The following is a 17,545-nucleotide window of genomic DNA, read 5'->3' on the forward strand; positions in this document are numbered from 1 at the left end:
CACATGACGTCCCACAATCCCTCCATTGTCCTGGCGGGCGGCGGAACTGCCGGCCACATCAGCCCTCTCCTGGCTATCGCAGCTGCCGTCCGCACGGCTGCTCCCGACGCCGCCATCCTCGCCGTCGGAACGCGCGCAGGAATGGAAACACGCTTGGTGCCAGCCGCCGGCGTTGACCTGGCCACCATCGACCGCGTGCCCTTTCCGCGGAAACCCTCCGGGGATCTCCTTCGCCTCCCCGGCCGGCTCGGCGGTGCCGTGCGGCAGGCAGGCGCCGTCCTGGATAAGGCAGGCGCCGACGTCCTGGTGGGCGTCGGCGGCTACGTCTGCACACCCATGTACCTTGCCGCACGCAAACGGAACATCCCCATCGTGATCCATGAGGCCAACATCCGTCCCGGGCTGGCAAACCGGGTGGGCGCACTTTTCACCAAGCGCCTGGCCGTTGCGTTCGACACCACCCCGCTGAAGGGCGCGGTGCACGTGGGCATGCCCATGCGCACCGAAATCTCGGGCCTGGACCGGGCCGCTGCGCGAACCGCCGCGCGGGAGGCGCTTGGCTTGGATGCCACGAAGCCCACGCTGATCGTCACCGGCGGATCATCGGGCGCGCAAAGCATCAACCGCACCATCACTGCTGCCCTGGCGCAGTTGGCCGGTGCCGGCATCCAGACTTTGCACATCACCGGCCGCGGCAAGTCCGTCCTTGACGACGCCGGCAGGCCGCTGGTTGCCGAGGGCTACCGCCAGGTGGAGTACATCGATGGCATGGAGCTGGCTTACGCCGCTGCCGATGTGCTGCTGGCCCGCTCCGGCGCCGCAACCGTCTGCGAGATTGCTGCCGTCGGAGCGCCGGCCGTCCTGGTGCCGCTGCCCATCGGTAATGGTGAACAGGCGCTCAACGCGGCAGGACTCGTGGCCGCCGGCGGCGCAGTCCTTGTTGCCGACCGTGATTTCACCCCTGAGTGGGTGGGCAACGAACTGGTACCCCTCGTCACCGACCAGCCCCGCCTCGCCACCATGGCCGCCAATTCCTACCGCCTTGGTATCCGTAACGCCGACCAGCGCATGGCCGGCCTAGTCCTGGAAGCGGTATCCGCATGACCTCCGGCACCATCCCCAGCCTCGCTTCCCTGGGCAAGGTCCATTTCGTCGGCGTCGGCGGCGTGGGCATGTCCGCCGTCGCCCGGATCATGGTGGCCCGCGGTGTACAGGTCAGCGGATCAGATGCCAAGGACCTCCCCGTGATGGCGGACCTTTCTGCCGCCGGGGCGCGCATCGCCGTCGGATACGATGCCGCCAACCTTGCCGACGCCCAGACAGTAGTGGCGGGTTCGGCGATCAGGGCGGACAACCCCGAGGTGATGGCAGCCAGGGACGCAGGCCTGCCGGTGCTGCACCGATCGGAAGCACTCGCGGCCACCATGGGGGAGGACGTGGTGGTAACCGTGGCCGGGACCCACGGCAAATCCACGACTACTTCCATGGTCGCAGTCCTGTTGCAGGGCGCGGGCCTGGACCCCTCCTTTGCCATCGGCGCCAACGTGCCCGCGCTCGGCGTCAATGCCGCGTCCGGGACGTCCCCGATCTTTGTGGCGGAGGCAGATGAATCCGACGGGTCCTTCCTTAATTACCGGCCCACAATCGCCGTGGTCACCAATGTGGAACCCGACCACCTGGACTACTACGGCACTGCCGCGGCAGTGTACGAATCCTTCGACCGGTTCACTGCCCTGCTGCCGGCCGACGGCGTGCTGATCGCCTGCGCCGACGATCCCGGGGCGCTGGCCCTCGCAGAGCGTGCGCGGGCACGTGGCAACACCCGCGTGGTCCTTTACGGGACGGGCGTTGAGGCAGACCTCGTGCTGCACCATGGCGGCCCCGGAGACGTGGCGGTGTCCACGCAGTCCGGCCGCTTCCCGCTCGATCTGCAGGTGCCCGGCCGGCACAATGCCCTGAACGCGGCGGCCGCCTTTGCCGTGGCCCTTGAGCTGGGAGTCGAGCCGGCCGCGGCTGCGGGTGCCCTGGCACAGTTTTCGGGCGCTGCACGACGCTTCGAGCTGAAGGGCCAGGCGCGGGGCGTGCGGGTCTTCGACGACTACGCCCACCATCCCACCGAAGTCCGGGCAGCACTTGCCGCAGCCCGCTCGGTGGCCGGCGACCACAAGGTGCATGTGCTCTTCCAGCCGCACCTGTTTTCACGGACCCGGGAATTCGCCCTCGAGTTCGCGGAGGCACTGAACCTTGCCGATACTGCCTGGGTGCTGGACATCTACCCTGCCCGAGAAGACCCGATTCCCGGGGTCACGAGCCAGCTCATCGCCAACCACCTCGACGACGGAGGGCGGCTGGTCCGGGCCGCGGATGCCGTGGCCGCCCTCGCTGCCGCAGCCGGCGACGGCGACATCGTCCTCACTGCCGGCGCGGGTGATGTGACGGCTTACGGGCCGCAGATCGTAGAGGCCCTGCATGCCTAGTTCCCGCCGCCCCACGTACGCGTCCACCGGCAGGCGCCCTGCCGCCGGGAACCCGGCCGGCCGGACGCCGCGCTCCGGTAATGCGGGCCGGGACGCGGACAGCGGGTCCGACGTCATTTCGGCCTCGCGGCCGGTGGCCGATCAGTCGCCGCAGCCACCCCAGGTGGCGAAGAAAACCAGGTCCTCGGGCCGAAGCCAGGACAAGCCCGCGGGATCCTCCGCGGCTTCAGAGGGCACGGCCGGGAATGTCCTGGCCTTTCCCGAGCCCAAGGGCAAACGGCGGAAGCGGAACGTACTGGTCGTGGCCGCCACGCTCGTTGCCGTTGTGGCCGGGCTGCTGGCCGCGGCGATCTTCTCCCCAGTCCTTGCCGTGGACACGATCTCGGTTTCCGGAACGCGCCTGCTGACGCCTGCGCAGGTGCAGACCGCGCTTGAACCCCTGCACGGCAAGCCCCTGCCACAGATCACGGACGAGGAGGTAGGCCGCCTCCTCGAGCCCTTGGTCCAGGTCAAGTCCGTCTCGGCCGAGGCACGTCCCCCGTCGGGCCTTGCTGTCGCGGTGCGCGAACGCGTGCCGGTGGCGCTGGTCAAACAGGGGGAGCAGTACCAGCTGGTGGATGTGGAGGGCATTCAGCTGGCCGCTACCGCAGATCCGGCGTCGGTCTCGCTGCCGGTGATTGACGGCGGCGCCGGTACCATCGGCAAGGAGCTTTTCCGCGCCACCGCCGAGGTGCTGGGTGCCCTGCCGGCAGACGTGCTCGCCAAGCTGTCCAACGCGTCCGCCCAGTCAGTGGACGCGGTGGAACTCAAGCTCGTCGACGGCCAGTCCATCATCTGGGGCAATGCGGGGGAGAAGGAACTCAAGGCCAAAGTACTGGCCGCCCTCCTGAAGGTACCGGCGGATCCCAAAAACCCGGTTAAGGTGTACGACGTGAGCGTGCCCCGGCATCCGGTAACCCGCTGACACGCTTTCTTTACGGTATTAATCCGACACGCGGAGCCGGTTATTGAATGTGCGTACCAGAGGAAATACCGTCACAGACATGAGTTACTTGACATAACTATAACCTTCAACTCGAAGGTTAGGGTTTCAGGCACTAAGCTCTTCATCAGATTTAGCAAAAAGACACGAACAAGGGACACGTAACGTGGCAGCTCCGCAGAATTACTTGGCCGTCATCAAAGTCGTCGGCATCGGCGGCGGTGGCGTGAACGCAGTCAACCGCATGATCGAGGTCGGCCTCCGAGGTGTTGAATTCATCGCCATCAACACCGACGCCCAGGCCCTGCTGATGAGCGACGCCGACGTCAAGCTCGACGTGGGACGCGAGTTGACCCGCGGCCTTGGGGCAGGCGCGAACCCTGAGGTGGGCAAGCAGGCTGCAGAGGACCACGCAGACGAGATCGAAGAAGTGCTCCGCGGCGCCGACATGGTCTTCGTTACTGCCGGCGAAGGCGGCGGCACCGGCACTGGCGGCGCTCCCGTCGTCGCACGCATTGCCCGCTCCCTCGGTGCCCTGACCATCGGCGTGGTCACCCGCCCGTTCACGTTCGAAGGCCGCCGCCGTGCAGGTTCCGCCGAGGCCGGCATTGACGCCCTCCGCGACGAAGTGGACACCCTGATCGTTATCCCCAACGACCGCCTCCTCTCCATCAGCGACCGCAACGTCTCAGTCTTGGACGCCTTCCGCTCCGCTGACCAGGTGCTGCTTTCCGGTGTCCAGGGCATCACTGACCTCATCACCACGCCGGGCCTGATCAACCTTGACTTCGCTGACGTCAAGTCCGTGATGCAGGGCGCCGGTTCCGCCCTGATGGGCATCGGTTCCGCCCGGGGCGAAGACCGCGCCGTCAAGGCCGCAGAGCTCGCCATCGCCTCGCCGCTGCTGGAAGCGTCCATTGACGGTGCGCACGGCGTGCTCCTGTCCATCCAGGGCGGTTCGGACCTCGGCCTGTTCGAAATCAACGAAGCCGCACGCCTGGTCCAGGAAGTGGCGCACCCGGAAGCAAACATCATCTTCGGCGCCGTCATTGACGACGCCCTTGGCGACGAAGCCCGCGTGACGGTCATCGCTGCCGGGTTCGACGACGTCAAAGCCACCTCGCCGTCCATGGACCAGTCCCAGCCGCAGGTCGCTCCTCAGCGGCCGGCCGCGCCTGTTGCCCCGGCACCCACCCAGGCTCCTTCCTCGGGCAACCACTCCATGAATGTCCAGCCGGTCCACGCAGGAGTCGGCGCAGCCGGACTCAGCAACTGGGGCCAGCAGCGTCCCTCCGCGGTCCCCGCTGACTCAGGCTTCGACGTCGACCTGCCCTCCGTGGTGGAGCCGGACCTGTCCGGCAGCCACTCGGATGACCTGGATGTCCCCGACTTCCTGAAGTAGGCGCCGGGTTTGTTCCATTGGCGCGCCGAAATCGGGCCCGGAGTATCGGTTGCCTTCACTGACGCTGCCGCCGGAAACCTGGCGCTGCACGTGGGTGACGATCCCGCGGACGTGGCCCGGCGCCGCGGAGACCTGGAACGGACCATCGGCGTCGCTCCCCATGGCCTGAGGTTCATGAACCAGGTCCACGGCACCACCGTGGCGGTCATGGATCAGGGAAGTGCGGCGCCCGAGGCGGACGCCATGGTTTCCCGTGGTCTTCCGCTGGCAGTGATGGTTGCTGACTGCATTCCAGTGCTGCTGGCAGGGGAGTCTGCGGAAGGACCGGTCCTCGCTGCTGTCCACGCAGGCCGGCCCGGCCTTGCCGGCGGAGTCATTCCCGCCGCCGTGGGGAGCATGAAATCCCTCGGTGCCTCCGGTATACGTGCCTGGCTTGGTCCGTCCATCTGCGGAAATTGCTACGAGGTCCCTGCCAAAATGCGGGCCGAGGTGGCTGCCGCTGTGCCTGCGGCGCGGAGTACCACCTCATGGGGCACCCCAGGGCTGGATCTGCCCGCCGGGGCGCGGAGCCAGCTGGAGCACCTGGACATTCACGTGGAGTACAGCGGACCCTGCACCCTCGAGACGGCATCGCTCTTCTCGTACCGGCGGGACAAAAACACCGGGCGCTTCGCAGGAGTGGTGTGGTTCCATGACTGACGCCGGAACAGCCGGGGACCCGCGCTCTGAAGAGCTGAAAGGCCGGCTCGATATCGTCCGCCGCCGCATTTCTGCCGCGGCAGCTGCGGCAGGCCGGGAAGGCAACCTGCCCACCTTGATCGTGGTCACCAAGTTCCATCCGGCGGAGGACATCAAACGGCTCGCGGCCCTGGGCGTGACGGACGTCGGCGAGAACCGTGACCAGGAAGCGGCAGCCAAAGCGGAACAACTTGCGGAGTGCGGACTTGACTGGCACTTCGTGGGCCAGCTGCAGACCAAAAAGGCCAAGTCCGTGCTCCGGTACGCAGCCGCTGTGCACTCCGTTGACCGGCCGCAGCTCGTCGACGCCTTGGCCAAGGCGGCACAGGCTCAGCAGGATACCAGCGGACGCGCGCCGCTGGAGTGCTTCATCCAGGTCAGCCTGGAGGACGACGCCGGTACGCACCGCGGCGGTGCCGCCCCCAGCGACGTGGAGATGCTGGCCGAGCGGATAGCAACAGCCGGAAGCCTGACGCTTGCAGGGGTGATGGCGGTGGCCCCCTTGGGAGCCCCGCCGGAGCCTGCCTTCGAAAAACTTGCCGCCGTGTCCGCCGGGCTGGTGGCGGTGCATCCCGCAGCCACCGGCATTTCGGCAGGCATGAGCCAGGACCTGGAAGCGGCCATCCTGTTCGGAGCGACACACCTGAGAATCGGTTCCGATATTCTCGGATCGCGTCCCCCTGTGGGGTAGCGTCGGTGCTATTGGAAGTGATGGGCGGGGGACTCCAGTGCTGTCAAGTCATTGGGCGGCCCGCTTACGGACACGATTAGGAGTCGACCATGGCCGGCGCTCTGCGCAAGACAATGATCTATCTTGGGCTCGCCGACGGCGATGAACACTACGAGTCCGAGCAACAGACCGCACGTAAGGATGAGGACGAAACGATGGAAGCTGACCGCGAGGAGCGCCGTGCACCTGCACCCGTCCGCGAGGTCAGCCGCGAAACGTCCTACACCCCCGAAGAGGAATACCGCGCCCCAGTGACCCCCATCAAGCGCGCGGCGTCGAGCCGCGAGGAGACCAGCGGTCTCCGCCAGATCACCACCATCCATCCACGCTCCTACAACGACGCCAAGCTCATCGGCGAAAGCTTCCGCGATGGAATCCCGGTCATCATGAACGTGACGGACATGGGCGAGGCCGATGCCAAGCGCCTGGTGGACTTCTCCGCCGGCCTGGTCTTTGGGCTCCGGGGGAGCATCGAGCGGGTCACCAACAAGGTGTTCCTGCTCTCGCCGTCGTACGTTGAAGTCATCGGTGACGACAAAAAAGCCAGCGAGACCCAAGCCAGCTTCTTCAACCAAAGCTGACCAAATAACCTGACGAGATGCCAGGCAGGGACACACCTGCCTGGCATCTGTGCTGAAATAGACGAGAAGCATTGGCCGGACATTGCGGCAACCACTATGGACATGGAGATATGAATTAAGTCATGGGAATTGTTTTCGGGCTTGTCTATCTCGCGCTTTTGCTGTTCTTTGTGGCATTGATCATCCGCCTGGTGTTCGACTGGGTCCAGATGTTCGCAAGGGAGTGGCGTCCCCGTGGTGCCGCCCTGGTGGTGGCGCACGCCGTCTACTCCATTACGGACCCGCCGCTCAACGGACTGCGCCGGCTGATCCCGCCACTGCGGCTCGGCGGCATCTCCCTGGACCTGGGCTTTTTGGTCCTGTTCATCGCGGTCAGTATTGCCATGGGGATCACCCGGGGCCTCGCCTGATTTACCGGATAGACCCAGCACGCACACGGATGGAACCCGCCGGGAACCACCAGTGCAATATGAAGAAAACTCGCGTTTGACACCGCAGTGTTGAATTAGAGGAACCAGACCAACTTTAGGTACCGTAGTTTTGACGGCCGGAAGGCCTACTGACTAACCAGACCAGTGAGGTGACCAGATGGCTTTGACGCCAGAAGACGTTGTCAACAAGCGCTTTCAGCCGACCAAGTTCCGCGAAGGCTACGACCAGGATGAGGTTGATGACTTCCTGGACGAGATCGTTGTGGAGCTCCGCCGCCTGAACCAGGAAAACGACGAACTTCGCAAGAAGCTCTCCGAAGCCGGGTCCAGCGTGCCGGCCGGCTCCGCTGCCGCACCCGTCGTGGAGAAGGTCCCCGCGCCCGTCAAGTCCGACAAGGATGAAGCACGCGAGAAGGCCGAAGCCGAAGCCAAGGCCGCCGAAGAGCGCAAGAAGAAGGACGTCCAGCCTGCCGCTCCGGTAGCTGCCGCTCCCGTTGCCGCCGCACCGGCCGCCCCCACCTCCTCAGCTGAATCCGCCGCCGGCCTGCTCGCCATGGCGCAGCAGATGCACGACCGCCACGTGGCAGACGGACAGGCGCAGAAGGACAAGATCATCGCCGAAGCGCAGATCGAAGCCAGCAGCCTCGTCAACGATGCCCAGGAGAAGTCCCGCAAGATCCTGGGAGCCCTTGAGCAGCAGCGTTCCGTGCTGGAGCGCAAGGTGGAGCAGCTCCGCGGTTTCGAGCGCGACTACCGTTCACGCCTGAAGGCCTACATCGAAGGCCAGCTCCGCGACCTCGATGCCCGTGGTTCAGTGGCAACGCCGGAAGTCAGCGAAGCCAACTAATCCGGCAAGCACGTATTCTGAAAGCCGGTGGCTGAGGATTCCTCGGCCACCGGCTTTTGGCATTGAACCAGGTCTTACGAATGAAAGCACCATGACTGACGAACTCGCCGCCGACCCGGCCCGCCCCGTACCGCCCTCACCGCGACCCCGGAAGGCCGTACTGCTGTCCCTCTTTGCCGGGTTCGCAGTTTTTGCCTACGTCCTGGACCAGCTGACCAAGATCTGGGTCACTTCCACCATGGTGGAGGGGGAGCGGATTCCGGTGTTTCCGCCGCTGCTGCACTGGTACTTCATCCGGAACTCGGGGGCAGCGTTCTCCATCGGGGAAAATGTCACCTGGGTGTTCTCCATCATCATGGCCGCCGTTGCCGTGGCCATCCTCTTCCAGGTCCGCAAGCTCGGTTCGAAGTGGTGGTCCCTTGCCCTCGGCCTGCTGCTGGGCGGCGCGCTGGGTAACCTCACCGACAGGCTCTTCCGGGAACCGTCCTTCGGCATGGGGCACGTGGTGGACTTCATCCAGCTGCCGAATTTCGCGATCTTCAACATCGCTGACTCGGCCGTGGTTTCCGCCGTCGCGATCATCTGCATCCTGACCCTGCGCGGAATCACCCTGGACGGAACACGGCTCACTTCCGCCCGGAAGGAGAACTCCGGCGATGCCTGAGCGGGTGGTTGTCGCCGAAGAATATGCCGGGACCCGCGCCGATGCGGGTCTCGCCGGGCTGATGGGAATTTCGCGTTCTCTTGCGGCCACCCTTATCGCCGAAGGCAATGTCCTCAGCAAAGGCAAAGCACTGGGAAAGTCGGCAAAGCTCATAGCCGGAGACGTCCTCCAGGTGAGCCTGCCGGAACGGCGTGACCCCCTGGAAGTGGTGGAGGAAGTTGTGGAAGGCCTGAAGATCCTGTTGGACGACGACGATTTCGTCGTCGTCGACAAACCCGTGGGTGTTGCTGCCCATCCCTCTCCAGGCTGGGTAGGTCCCACCGTGGTGGGTGGCCTGGCCGGGGCAGGCTACCGAATTTCCACCTCCGGCTCGCCTGAGCGGGCGGGCATTGTCCACCGGCTCGACGTCGGCACGTCCGGGGCGATGGTGGTCGCCAAGTCCGAACGCGCCTACACGGCCCTGAAGCGGGCTTTCAAGGAACGCACCGTGGACAAGGTTTACCATGCGGTGGTCCAGGGCCTGCCCGACCCGCTGACCGGTACCATTGACGCGCCGATCGGCCGCCACCCGGGACATGACTGGCGGTTCGCTGTCATCGAGGACGGCCGGCCGTCCGTCACGCACTATGAAGTGGTGGAAGCGTTCGGCAAGGCAAGCCTCGTGGAGGTGCACCTGGAGACGGGCCGAACCCACCAGATACGGGTGCATTTCTCGGCCCTGCGCCATCCCTGCGCGGGCGACCTCACCTACGGCGCCGACCCCCGCCTGGCCGCTACGCTAGGCCTGACACGGCAGTGGCTGCACGCCCGCGAGCTCGGCTTCGAGCACCCCGTGACGGGGGAGCCGGTGCGTGTCATCAGCAACTACCCGCAGGACCTCGCGTTTGCCCTCGAAGTGCTGGAGTCCGGGCGGGCCTGACCCTCGGCGTGGATTCCGAGCGCATAGAATAGTGCGGTGACTTCCAGCAACGACTCGTTTGTCCATCTCCATAACCACACCGAGTATTCAATGCTGGACGGTGCCGCAAGGCTAGGCGAGCTGTTCGACGAAACCGAACGGCTGGGCATGCCGGCCATCGCCACCACCGACCACGGCTATCTCTTCGGCGCCTTCGACTTCTGGAAGAAGGCCACGGACAAGGGGATCAAGCCGATCATCGGCGTCGAAGCCTACGTGACTCCGGGCACGGCCCGCGGCGACAAAAGCCGCGTGCGTTGGGGCGAGGAGCACCAGCGCAAGGACGATATCTCCGGCGGTGGCTCGTACACCCACATGACCTTGCTCAGCTACAACAACGCCGGCATGCGGAACCTGTTCCGGGCGTCCTCCATCGCCTCGCTGGACGCCGTGTTCGGCAAGTGGCCCCGGCTGGACCGGGAATTGCTCAACACCTATTCCGAGGGGCTCATCGCCACCACGGGCTGCCCGTCCGGGGAAGTCCAGACCCGCCTGCGGCTGGGCCAATACCGCGAGGCGCTGGAAGCGGCCTCCGAGTTCCGCGACATCTTCGGCGCCGAGAACTACTTCTGCGAATTGATGGACCACGGGCTGGACATCGAACGGCGCGTTACCGGGGACCTGCTTCGCCTCGCCAAGGACCTGAACCTTCCCCTCGTCGCCACCAACGACCTCCACTACACGCACGAGCACGATGCCAAAGCCCACGAGGCGCTGTTGGCCATCCAGTCCGGCTCCACCCTCCTGGAACCCACGTACGACAACGGCGGCTCCCGCTTCGCATTCTCCGGCAGCGGCTACTACCTGAAGTCGCCGCAGGAGATGCGTGAGCTGTTCCGGGACCACCCCGATGCCTGCGACAACACCCTCCTCATCGCCGAGCGGTGCGAGGTTTCCTTCAATACCGGCGCCAACTACATGCCCCGCTTCCCCTGCCCCCCGGGGGAGGACGAGACCTCCTGGCTGGTCAAGGAAGTGGCCACAGGACTTGACTACCGCTACCCGGGCGGCGTTCCGGACGAGGTACGTGCGCAGGCCGACTATGAGCTGGGCGTCATCACCTCCATGGGGTTCCCCGGCTACTTCCTGGTGGTGGCGGACTTCATCAACTGGGCCAAGAACAACGGCATCCGCGTGGGTCCAGGCCGTGGTTCCGGTGCCGGCTCCATGGTGGCCTACGCCATGCGCATCACCGACCTTGACCCGCTGCGCCACGGACTCATCTTCGAGCGGTTCTTGAACCCGGACCGCGTCTCCATGCCTGACTTCGACGTCGACTTCGATGACCGGCGCCGCTCGGAAGTCATTGACTACGTCACCCGCAAGTACGGTGACGAGCGTGTGGCCATGATCGTCACCTACGGCACCATCAAAACCAAGCAGGCGCTCAAGGACTCCTCACGCGTGCTGGGGTATCCCTTCAGCATGGGCGAGCAGCTGACCAAGGCACTGCCCCCGGCCGTGATGGCCAAGGACATCCCGCTGGCGGATATCCAGAACCCGGAGGCCAAGCGCTACGGCGAAGCCGGTGACTTCCGCCAGCTGGTCAGCACGGACCCGGAAGCTGCCAAGGTGTTCGAGACCGCGCTGGGCATTGAGGGGCTGAAGCGCCAGTGGGGCGTCCACGCCGCCGGCGTGATCATGTCCTCGGATCCGATCATCGACGTCATCCCCATCATGCGCCGCATCCAGGACGGCCAGGTGATCACGCAGTTCGATTACCCCACCTGCGAGGGCCTTGGCCTGATCAAGATGGACTTCCTGGGGCTGCGGAACCTGACGATCATTTCCGACGCCTTGGAAAACATCAAGATGAACCGCGGCGTCGACCTGGACCTGGAGTCCCTGGAACTCGACGACGCCCCGTCCTACGAGCTGCTGGCCCGCGGCGACACCCTCGGCGTGTTCCAGCTCGACGGCGGGCCGATGCGCTCCCTGCTCAAGCTGATGAAGCCCGACAACTTCGAGGACATTTCGGCCGTGCTCGCGCTGTACCGGCCGGGTCCGATGGGCGCCAACGCGCACACTGACTATGCCCTGCGCAAGAACGGGATCCAGGAAGTCATCCCGATCCACCCGGAACTGAAGGAACCGCTTGCGGAGATCCTCGGCGGAACCTATGGCCTGATCGTGTACCAGGAGCAGGTGATGGCCGTGGCGCAGAAGCTGGCCGGGTACTCGCTGGGCCAGGCAGACATCCTCCGCCGCGCCATGGGTAAAAAGAAGAAATCCGAGCTGGACAAGCAGTTCGCCGGCTTCTCCCAGGGCATGCAGGACAACGGCTACTCCATGGAGGCCGTGAAGACCCTGTGGGACATCCTGCTGCCCTTCTCCGACTACGCCTTCAACAAAGCCCACTCCGCCGCGTATGGAGTGATCTCCTACTGGACGGCGTACCTCAAGGCCCACTACGCCCCGGAATACATGGCCGCGCTGCTCACGTCCGTGGGCGACGACAAGGACAAATCCGCCATCTACCTCAACGAATGCCGGCGCATGGGCATCACCGTGCTCCCGCCGGACGTCAACGAGTCCGCCTTGAACTTCACCCCGGTAGGCAACGACATCCGCTTCGGCATGGGCGCCATCCGCAACGTCGGCGTCAACGTGGTGGAAGCCATGGTGGCCGCGCGCGAGAGCGAGGGCGCTTACACGTCCTTCAAGGACTACCTGATGAAGGTCCCGGCGGTGGTCTGCAATAAGCGCACCATCGAATCACTGATCAAGTCCGGCGCCTTCGACTCGCTGGGCCACCACCGCCGTGCCCTGGCGATGATCCACGAAGAAGCCATAGATTCCGTCATCACGCTCAAGCGGAATGAAGCGATCGGGCAGTTCGACCTCTTTGCCGGCTTCGAGGAAGCCGAATCCGAGTCGTCGCTGAGCATCGAGATTCCTGACCTGCCCGAGTGGGAGAAGAAGGACAAACTCTCCTTTGAACGGGACATGCTGGGGCTGTATGTCTCGGACCACCCGCTGCAGGGCCTCGAAGGGGTCCTGAGCCAGCACGCCGAGCTGAGCATCACATCCGTATTGGGCGAAGACGGGCCGCAGGATGGCGCCATCATCACCATTGCCGGCATGATCACGTCCCTGAGCCGGCGTATCGCGAAGGCCAGCGGCAACGCCTACGCCCGGGCCGAGGTGGAGGACCTGGGCGCTTCCATGGAAGTGATGTTCTTTGGCCAGGTTTACGGACCCATCGCCTCGGTGCTCGCCGAGGACCTGATTGTGGTGGTCAAGGGCCGCCTGCAGAAGCGTGACGACGGCGCGATCACCCTCAACTGCATGGAACTGTCCGTTCCGGACCTAAGCGAAGGGCTGAACGGACCACTCGTGATCACCATGCCCACCCACAAGGCCACGGAAGCAGTAGTGACTGAGCTGGGCGACGTGCTCCGGACGCACCGCGGCAACTCGGAAGTCCGCCTGCACCTGCAGGGCGACACCAGGACCGAAATCATGGGACTGCCGGTCCACCTCCGCGTGAACCCGAGCCCGTCCCTCTTCGGCGACCTGAAGGTACTGCTCGGCCCCGCCTGCCTGGACGCCTGACCTCCAGGAAGCGGACGACGGCGGAACATCGCGGCGTCGTCCGCTGCTGTTTTGACGCCGGCTGAGCACCCGGCCTGGCGCCCCTGACCTGAACGGCCGGCAGGTACCTCAGATTTCGTAGTCGAGCGGCACGGGCTGGCTGTAGCCGCCCCGGTGGTAGAGCAGGGGCGACCCGTCCCCGCCCACCTGGCCGTCAACCACCTGCACCACCACGACTGCGTTGTTTTCGAAGGAAAGGCGCATCTGCACCTCGCCGATCAACCAACCGGCGACGTCCTTCAGCACCGGCACGCCGTGCGGCCCGACGTCCCAGTGGTCACCCTCAAAACGGTTGCCGGCCCCGGCAAACCGGTCAGCAAGTTGCTGGTTCTCCAGGCCAAGCATGTGGACGCCGAGATAGGTGGTATTCGCCACGGCAGGCCATGACCTGGAACTGCGCGCCATGTTGAAGGTGAAACGCGGGGGCTGTGCTGACAGCGACGCTACGGACGTGGCGGTGAAGCCGAACGGACTGTCCTGGTAGTTGACCGTGATGATGGCAACGCCCGCAGCGTGGCGCCTGAACATCTCCCTGAACGTCCGCTCGAACGGCACGTCATTTTCGGTCACAAGAACTCCTGATGGTGGGTGGCTGTGTGCTCTCCTTCAAGGGTAGGGGCCGGTTGGCCCCGGCAGGGAATCACTTGAAGCACCACGTCCCCGGCGGTTAAGCCGGCGGAACATTTGTTAAGGTTTGTTGCATGACGAATCCAACCCGCCGCACACGGCCGCGGCTGCCTTGGGCCATGCTGGCGGTGCCGGCGGCGGCGGGAGTGCCCGCGGGAATCCTCTGGTGGCTGCTGGCGCCGGGCGGTCTTAACCTGATCACCCGGGATCCGGCACTTGCAAGCGGGACCAACCCCCTGGTCTGGCTCCCAAGGGACCTCACGCTGGCCGGACTTCTGGTCTTCGCCGGGTGCCTCCTGGCAGTGTTTCTGAAGGACAAAAAGCGCCAGGATCCGCAGGCCGCCCTGCTGATGGGGCTGGCCGGCGCCTTATGCGGCGCAGTCCTGGCCTGGCAGGCCGGCCTGCTGTCCGCTTATCTGTGGGGGCCTGTGGTTGACGCCTCCGCCAACGCCAGCATCGCCTTTTCCTTGCGCTCCATGCCCGTGCTGCTGCTGTGGCCCGCTGCCACTGCAGTGTCCGTCTTTGTGCTGGACCTGATGCACCTCCTTGGAAGGAAGGACGACGGCGGCGCTGACCGGTCGCGGCACGCTGCGGTTGGGAACGTAAAATAGTGCGGTGACCATTTCTTCGGAGTTTCCCGCCGCCCCCGCCGCTGCCGCCGTTAGCTTCCGCACCGTTGACCTTCGCGGCCGGAACCTGACTCTCGCTGGACTTCGCGCCGCCGTTCCGCGCGCCCAGGGCCAGACGGTAGCGGACGCCGAAGAGAAAGTCGCCGACATCATCTCGGCCGTCCGGCAGCGGGGCTTCGAGGCACTGGGCGAATTGGCCCTTCGCTTCGACGGCGTGGCCCAAAACCACCCGCTGGTCCCGCAGGAGGCCCTCGCGGCCGCGCTCCAAAAGCTGGACCCCGCCGTCCGCGGGGCGCTGGAGGAATCGATCAGCCGGGCACGCCGGTTCGCGGACGGCCAGCGTCCGCGCAACGTGGAGGTCCAGCTCGGCGACGGCGCGCTGGTCAGCCAGAACTGGGTGCCGGTGGCACGGGTGGGACTCTACGTGCCGGGCGGCCTTGCCGTCTACCCGTCCTCCGTCATCATGAACGTGGTTCCGGCCCTCGCCGCCGGGGTGGAGTCCATTGCCTTGGCGTCGCCTCCGCAGAAGGAGTTTGACGGCCTGCCGCATCCCACGATCCTTGCCGCCGCCGCACTGCTCGGCATCACTGAGGTGTACGCCATCGGCGGTGCCCAGGCGATCGCTGCCTTCGCCTACGGGGTGTCGGCAACGGAAGCCGGGCCGGCGCTGGAACCGGTGGACGTGGTGACCGGGCCGGGCAATATTTTCGTCGCCACGGCCAAGCGCCTGGTGAAAGGTGCGGTGGGGATCGATTCCGAGGCCGGCACCACCGAGATCGCCATCCTGGCAGACTCGGCGGCCCAACCTGCCCTGGTTGCCGCGGACCTGATCAGCCAGGCGGAACACGATCCCAAGGCGGCCTCGGTGCTGATTACGGATTCCGAGGACCTCGCCGCCGCCGTCCGCCGTGAGCTCGACCGGCAGGCCGCCACCACCAAGCACTCCGGCCGGGTCATTGAAGCGTTGTCCGGCCCGCAGTCCGGGGTGGTTCTGGTGGAGGACCTGGAACAGGGCATCGCCGCCTGTGACGCTTATGCAGCCGAACACCTGGAAATCATGACCCGCGATGCCGCGGGGGTGGCCGCCAGGATCCGTAATGCCGGTGCCATCTTTGTTGGTGACTTCAGCCCCGTGAGCCTCGGGGATTACTGCGCCGGCTCGAACCACGTCCTGCCCACCAGCGGCACCGCTGCCTTCTCGTCCGGCTTGAACGTCACTACCTTCCTGCGGGCCATCCAGGTAGTGAACTACAGCCGCGAGGCGCTGGCAGAAGTGAGCGGACACATCGTCAGCTTGTCCGGAGCAGAAGACCTGCCCGCGCACGGTGAGGCGGTCACGGCCCGGTTTTCCTAGTGCGAGCAACTGCCGGGCCCCCGACATCTAGTAGTACCGACCACAACATGTAGTAATTACAGGCTTGTTATTAGCCTGCTGCGGGACGTAAACTGGAGGCGCCACGGAAGCGGGCTGTGCCTCGCCGCGCTCGTGCACCAGGAAACACCCAGCTAAGAACACCAGCGAAAGAAGGGACGCCATGTATTGTCCGTTCTGCCGCAACCCCGATTCCCGGGTGGTGGACAGCCGGATGGCGGACGATGGCTCGGCCATCCGCCGGCGCCGCCAGTGCCCCGAGTGCGGGCGCCGGTTTACCACGGTGGAGACTACCAGTTTGTCCGTGATCAAGCGTTCCGGTGTGGGGGAGCCCTTCAGTCGCAGCAAGGTGATCAACGGTGTCCGCAAGGCATGCCAGGGACGCCCGGTGAGCGAGGACGACCTCGCGCTGCTCGCCCAGGAAGTCGAGGAGCAAATTCGCTCCTCGGGCGCCGCCGAGATTGATGCCCACGAGGTGGGACTTGTGATCCTCGGTCCGCTGCAGAAACTGGACAAGGTGGCCTACCTTCGCTTTGCGAGCGTCTACCAGGCCTTCGAATCCCTCGAGGACTTCGAAACGGCCATCGCCCTGCTCCGCCAGGAAGCCGAAGAAGACGCGAAGGTCACTCCCGCCAAGGGCGCCAAAAGCTCCGAAAAAACCCCGCTGTAAGCTCCGGTGGTGGCACTGGAGGGGAAGCCGCAGCCACCACCGGCACCACGCCTGCCCCGCAGGGGGCCAGGCCGTTACCTTCCCCCTGAAACAGGCAACACCGCGCCGGTGATGTAGGACGCCTCCCGGGACATCAGCCACAGGACGGCCGCTGCTACTTCTTCTGGCTCGGCACCCCTGCCGAGCGGAATGGTCGGGTTAAGCCGCTCCACGCGGTCCGGCATCCCTGCCGCCGCATGCAGGCCGGTGTTGGTGCTCCCCGGCGCGACCGCGTTCACCCGGATACCCTGCTGTGCCACTTCGGCCGCCAGCCCGGTAGTGAGGACATCCACCGCCCCCTTGGACGCCGCGTAGTGCGCCCAGGTTCCGGGGGAGCCTGCCTTGGTTGCAGTAGAAGAGATGTTGATGATCGAACCGCCGGAGCCGCCTGCCTGGCTGCCCATCCGCCGCACCGCCTCCTGGCAGACGTAAATCATCCCGGCAACATTGACATCCATAACGCGCCGGACATTCCCGGCAGGCACGTCCACAAGGTCCCCGATCAGGTTGCCGGTGATGCCCGCGTTGTTAACGACTGCCGTCAGCGTCCCCAGCCGCGCGGCTGCGTCGAAGAGGGACCGGACGGCTGCGGGATCACTGACGTCCGCTTGGGCAGGAACTGCCGTGCCGCCGTCGTCCGCAATGTCCTTGGCCACGGCCGCGGCACCGTCCGCATCCGCAGAATAGTTCACCACGACGGCATAACCCGTGCGGGCAGCCAACCGGGCGATGGCGGCACCGATACCCCGGCTGGCACCGGTGACCACCATGACGCCCCGGGTGGCGGGGCCGGAAGCGTCCACC

General features: G+C 65.6%; 17 protein-coding genes. 15 read left to right on the plus strand and 2 right to left on the minus strand.

Annotated features, from left to right (window positions below):
* The first annotated feature begins 3 nt into the window (after positions 1-3).
* The 12 genes from murG to dnaE all read left to right on the plus strand — a co-directional run bounded on the left by murG (position 4) and on the right by dnaE (position 13,365).
* Positions 4-1,104 (plus strand): undecaprenyldiphospho-muramoylpentapeptide beta-N-acetylglucosaminyltransferase, encoded by a 1,101-nt coding sequence (murG, locus tag M1E07_RS08600; protein WP_461189817.1) that lies wholly within the window; start codon positions 4-6, stop codon positions 1,102-1,104.
* Entirely contained in the window at positions 1,101-2,477 is a 1,377-nt protein-coding gene (gene murC / locus M1E07_RS08605) for a UDP-N-acetylmuramate--L-alanine ligase (protein ID WP_461189818.1), read from the plus strand. Before murG ends, murC begins: the two co-directional genes overlap by 4 nt.
* Positions 2,470-3,441: a cell division protein FtsQ/DivIB gene (locus tag M1E07_RS08610; RefSeq protein ID WP_461189819.1), complete on the plus strand. Its 972-nt coding sequence runs from the start codon at positions 2,470-2,472 to the stop codon at positions 3,439-3,441. The genes murC and M1E07_RS08610 overlap by 8 nt, the downstream gene beginning before the upstream one ends.
* Before the next feature lie 184 nt (positions 3,442-3,625).
* Complete coding sequence (gene ftsZ / locus M1E07_RS08615; protein ID WP_461189820.1) at positions 3,626-4,861, plus strand: cell division protein FtsZ; 1,236 nt, start codon at positions 3,626-3,628, stop codon at positions 4,859-4,861.
* A gap of 9 nt (positions 4,862-4,870) precedes the next feature.
* Entirely contained in the window at positions 4,871-5,560 is a 690-nt protein-coding gene (locus tag M1E07_RS08620; protein WP_461189821.1) for a polyphenol oxidase family protein, read from the plus strand.
* Complete coding sequence (locus M1E07_RS08625; protein ID WP_461189822.1) at positions 5,553-6,290, plus strand: YggS family pyridoxal phosphate-dependent enzyme; 738 nt, start codon at positions 5,553-5,555, stop codon at positions 6,288-6,290. The genes M1E07_RS08620 and M1E07_RS08625 overlap by 8 nt, the downstream gene beginning before the upstream one ends.
* Before the next feature lie 89 nt (positions 6,291-6,379).
* Entirely contained in the window at positions 6,380-6,910 is a 531-nt protein-coding gene (locus M1E07_RS08630; protein ID WP_461189823.1) for a cell division protein SepF, read from the plus strand.
* 122 nt (positions 6,911-7,032) lie between these two features.
* Positions 7,033-7,320: a YggT family protein gene (locus tag M1E07_RS08635; protein ID WP_104045313.1), complete on the plus strand. Its 288-nt coding sequence runs from the start codon at positions 7,033-7,035 to the stop codon at positions 7,318-7,320.
* Between the two features lie 178 nt (positions 7,321-7,498).
* Positions 7,499-8,188, plus strand: a complete 690-nt coding sequence (locus tag M1E07_RS08640; RefSeq protein WP_461189824.1) for a DivIVA domain-containing protein — start codon at positions 7,499-7,501, stop codon at positions 8,186-8,188.
* A 91-nt stretch (positions 8,189-8,279) separates the two neighbouring features.
* A complete protein-coding gene (gene lspA, locus M1E07_RS08645) occupies positions 8,280-8,852 on the plus strand; it encodes a signal peptidase II (RefSeq protein WP_461189825.1) in 573 nt (190 codons plus the stop codon).
* Complete coding sequence (locus M1E07_RS08650; RefSeq protein ID WP_461189826.1) at positions 8,845-9,771, plus strand: RluA family pseudouridine synthase; 927 nt, start codon at positions 8,845-8,847, stop codon at positions 9,769-9,771. Before lspA ends, M1E07_RS08650 begins: the two co-directional genes overlap by 8 nt.
* 36 nt (positions 9,772-9,807) lie before the next feature.
* Positions 9,808-13,365 carry a DNA polymerase III subunit alpha gene (dnaE, locus tag M1E07_RS08655; protein ID WP_461189827.1) on the plus strand — a complete coding sequence of 1,186 codons (3,558 nt, stop codon included), beginning with the start codon at positions 9,808-9,810 and terminating at the stop codon, positions 13,363-13,365.
* A gap of 108 nt (positions 13,366-13,473) precedes the next feature.
* Here the strand turns inward: dnaE and M1E07_RS08660 are convergent, their stop codons facing one another.
* On the minus strand, positions 13,474-13,974 hold the full coding sequence (locus M1E07_RS08660) for a flavin reductase family protein (protein WP_461189828.1): 501 nt from the start codon (positions 13,972-13,974) through the stop codon (positions 13,474-13,476).
* 131 nt (positions 13,975-14,105) lie between these two features.
* Between M1E07_RS08660 and M1E07_RS08665 the strand changes: the two genes are divergently transcribed.
* The 3 genes from M1E07_RS08665 (at position 14,106) to nrdR (ending at position 16,702) form a co-directional block, all read left to right on the plus strand.
* Complete coding sequence (locus M1E07_RS08665) at positions 14,106-14,642, plus strand: hypothetical protein (protein WP_461189829.1); 537 nt, start codon at positions 14,106-14,108, stop codon at positions 14,640-14,642.
* Between the two features lie 4 nt (positions 14,643-14,646).
* Complete coding sequence (hisD, locus tag M1E07_RS08670; RefSeq protein ID WP_461189830.1) at positions 14,647-16,014, plus strand: histidinol dehydrogenase; 1,368 nt, start codon at positions 14,647-14,649, stop codon at positions 16,012-16,014.
* A 181-nt stretch (positions 16,015-16,195) separates the two neighbouring features.
* On the plus strand, positions 16,196-16,702 hold the full coding sequence (gene nrdR, locus M1E07_RS08675) for a transcriptional regulator NrdR (protein WP_461189831.1): 507 nt from the start codon (positions 16,196-16,198) through the stop codon (positions 16,700-16,702).
* A gap of 74 nt (positions 16,703-16,776) precedes the next feature.
* Here the strand turns inward: nrdR and M1E07_RS08680 are convergent, their stop codons facing one another.
* A complete protein-coding gene (locus M1E07_RS08680; protein WP_461189832.1) occupies positions 16,777-17,544 on the minus strand; it encodes an SDR family oxidoreductase in 768 nt (255 codons plus the stop codon).
* Position 17,545 lies beyond the last annotated feature (1 nt).

It is taken from the genome of Arthrobacter sp. Z4-13 (genome assembly GCF_054792705.1).

What these genes read in the sequence shown, in the direction of transcription:
- murG (WP_461189817.1), top strand. Translation starts at nt 4, where the DNA reads ATGACGTCCCACAATCCCTCCATTGTCCTGGCGGGCGGCGGAACTGCC.
- murC (WP_461189818.1), top strand. Translation starts at nt 1,101, where the DNA reads ATGACCTCCGGCACCATCCCCAGCCTCGCTTCCCTGGGCAAGGTCCAT.
- M1E07_RS08610 (WP_461189819.1), top strand. Translation starts at nt 2,470, where the DNA reads ATGCCTAGTTCCCGCCGCCCCACGTACGCGTCCACCGGCAGGCGCCCT.
- M1E07_RS08625 (WP_461189822.1), top strand. Translation starts at nt 5,553, where the DNA reads ATGACTGACGCCGGAACAGCCGGGGACCCGCGCTCTGAAGAGCTGAAA.
- M1E07_RS08630 (WP_461189823.1), top strand. Translation starts at nt 6,380, where the DNA reads ATGGCCGGCGCTCTGCGCAAGACAATGATCTATCTTGGGCTCGCCGAC.
- M1E07_RS08635 (WP_104045313.1), top strand. Translation starts at nt 7,033, where the DNA reads ATGGGAATTGTTTTCGGGCTTGTCTATCTCGCGCTTTTGCTGTTCTTT.
- M1E07_RS08640 (WP_461189824.1), top strand. Translation starts at nt 7,499, where the DNA reads ATGGCTTTGACGCCAGAAGACGTTGTCAACAAGCGCTTTCAGCCGACC.
- lspA (WP_461189825.1), top strand. Translation starts at nt 8,280, where the DNA reads ATGACTGACGAACTCGCCGCCGACCCGGCCCGCCCCGTACCGCCCTCA.
- M1E07_RS08650 (WP_461189826.1), top strand. Translation starts at nt 8,845, where the DNA reads ATGCCTGAGCGGGTGGTTGTCGCCGAAGAATATGCCGGGACCCGCGCC.
- M1E07_RS08665 (WP_461189829.1), top strand. Translation starts at nt 14,106, where the DNA reads ATGACGAATCCAACCCGCCGCACACGGCCGCGGCTGCCTTGGGCCATG.
- nrdR (WP_461189831.1), top strand. Translation starts at nt 16,196, where the DNA reads ATGTATTGTCCGTTCTGCCGCAACCCCGATTCCCGGGTGGTGGACAGC.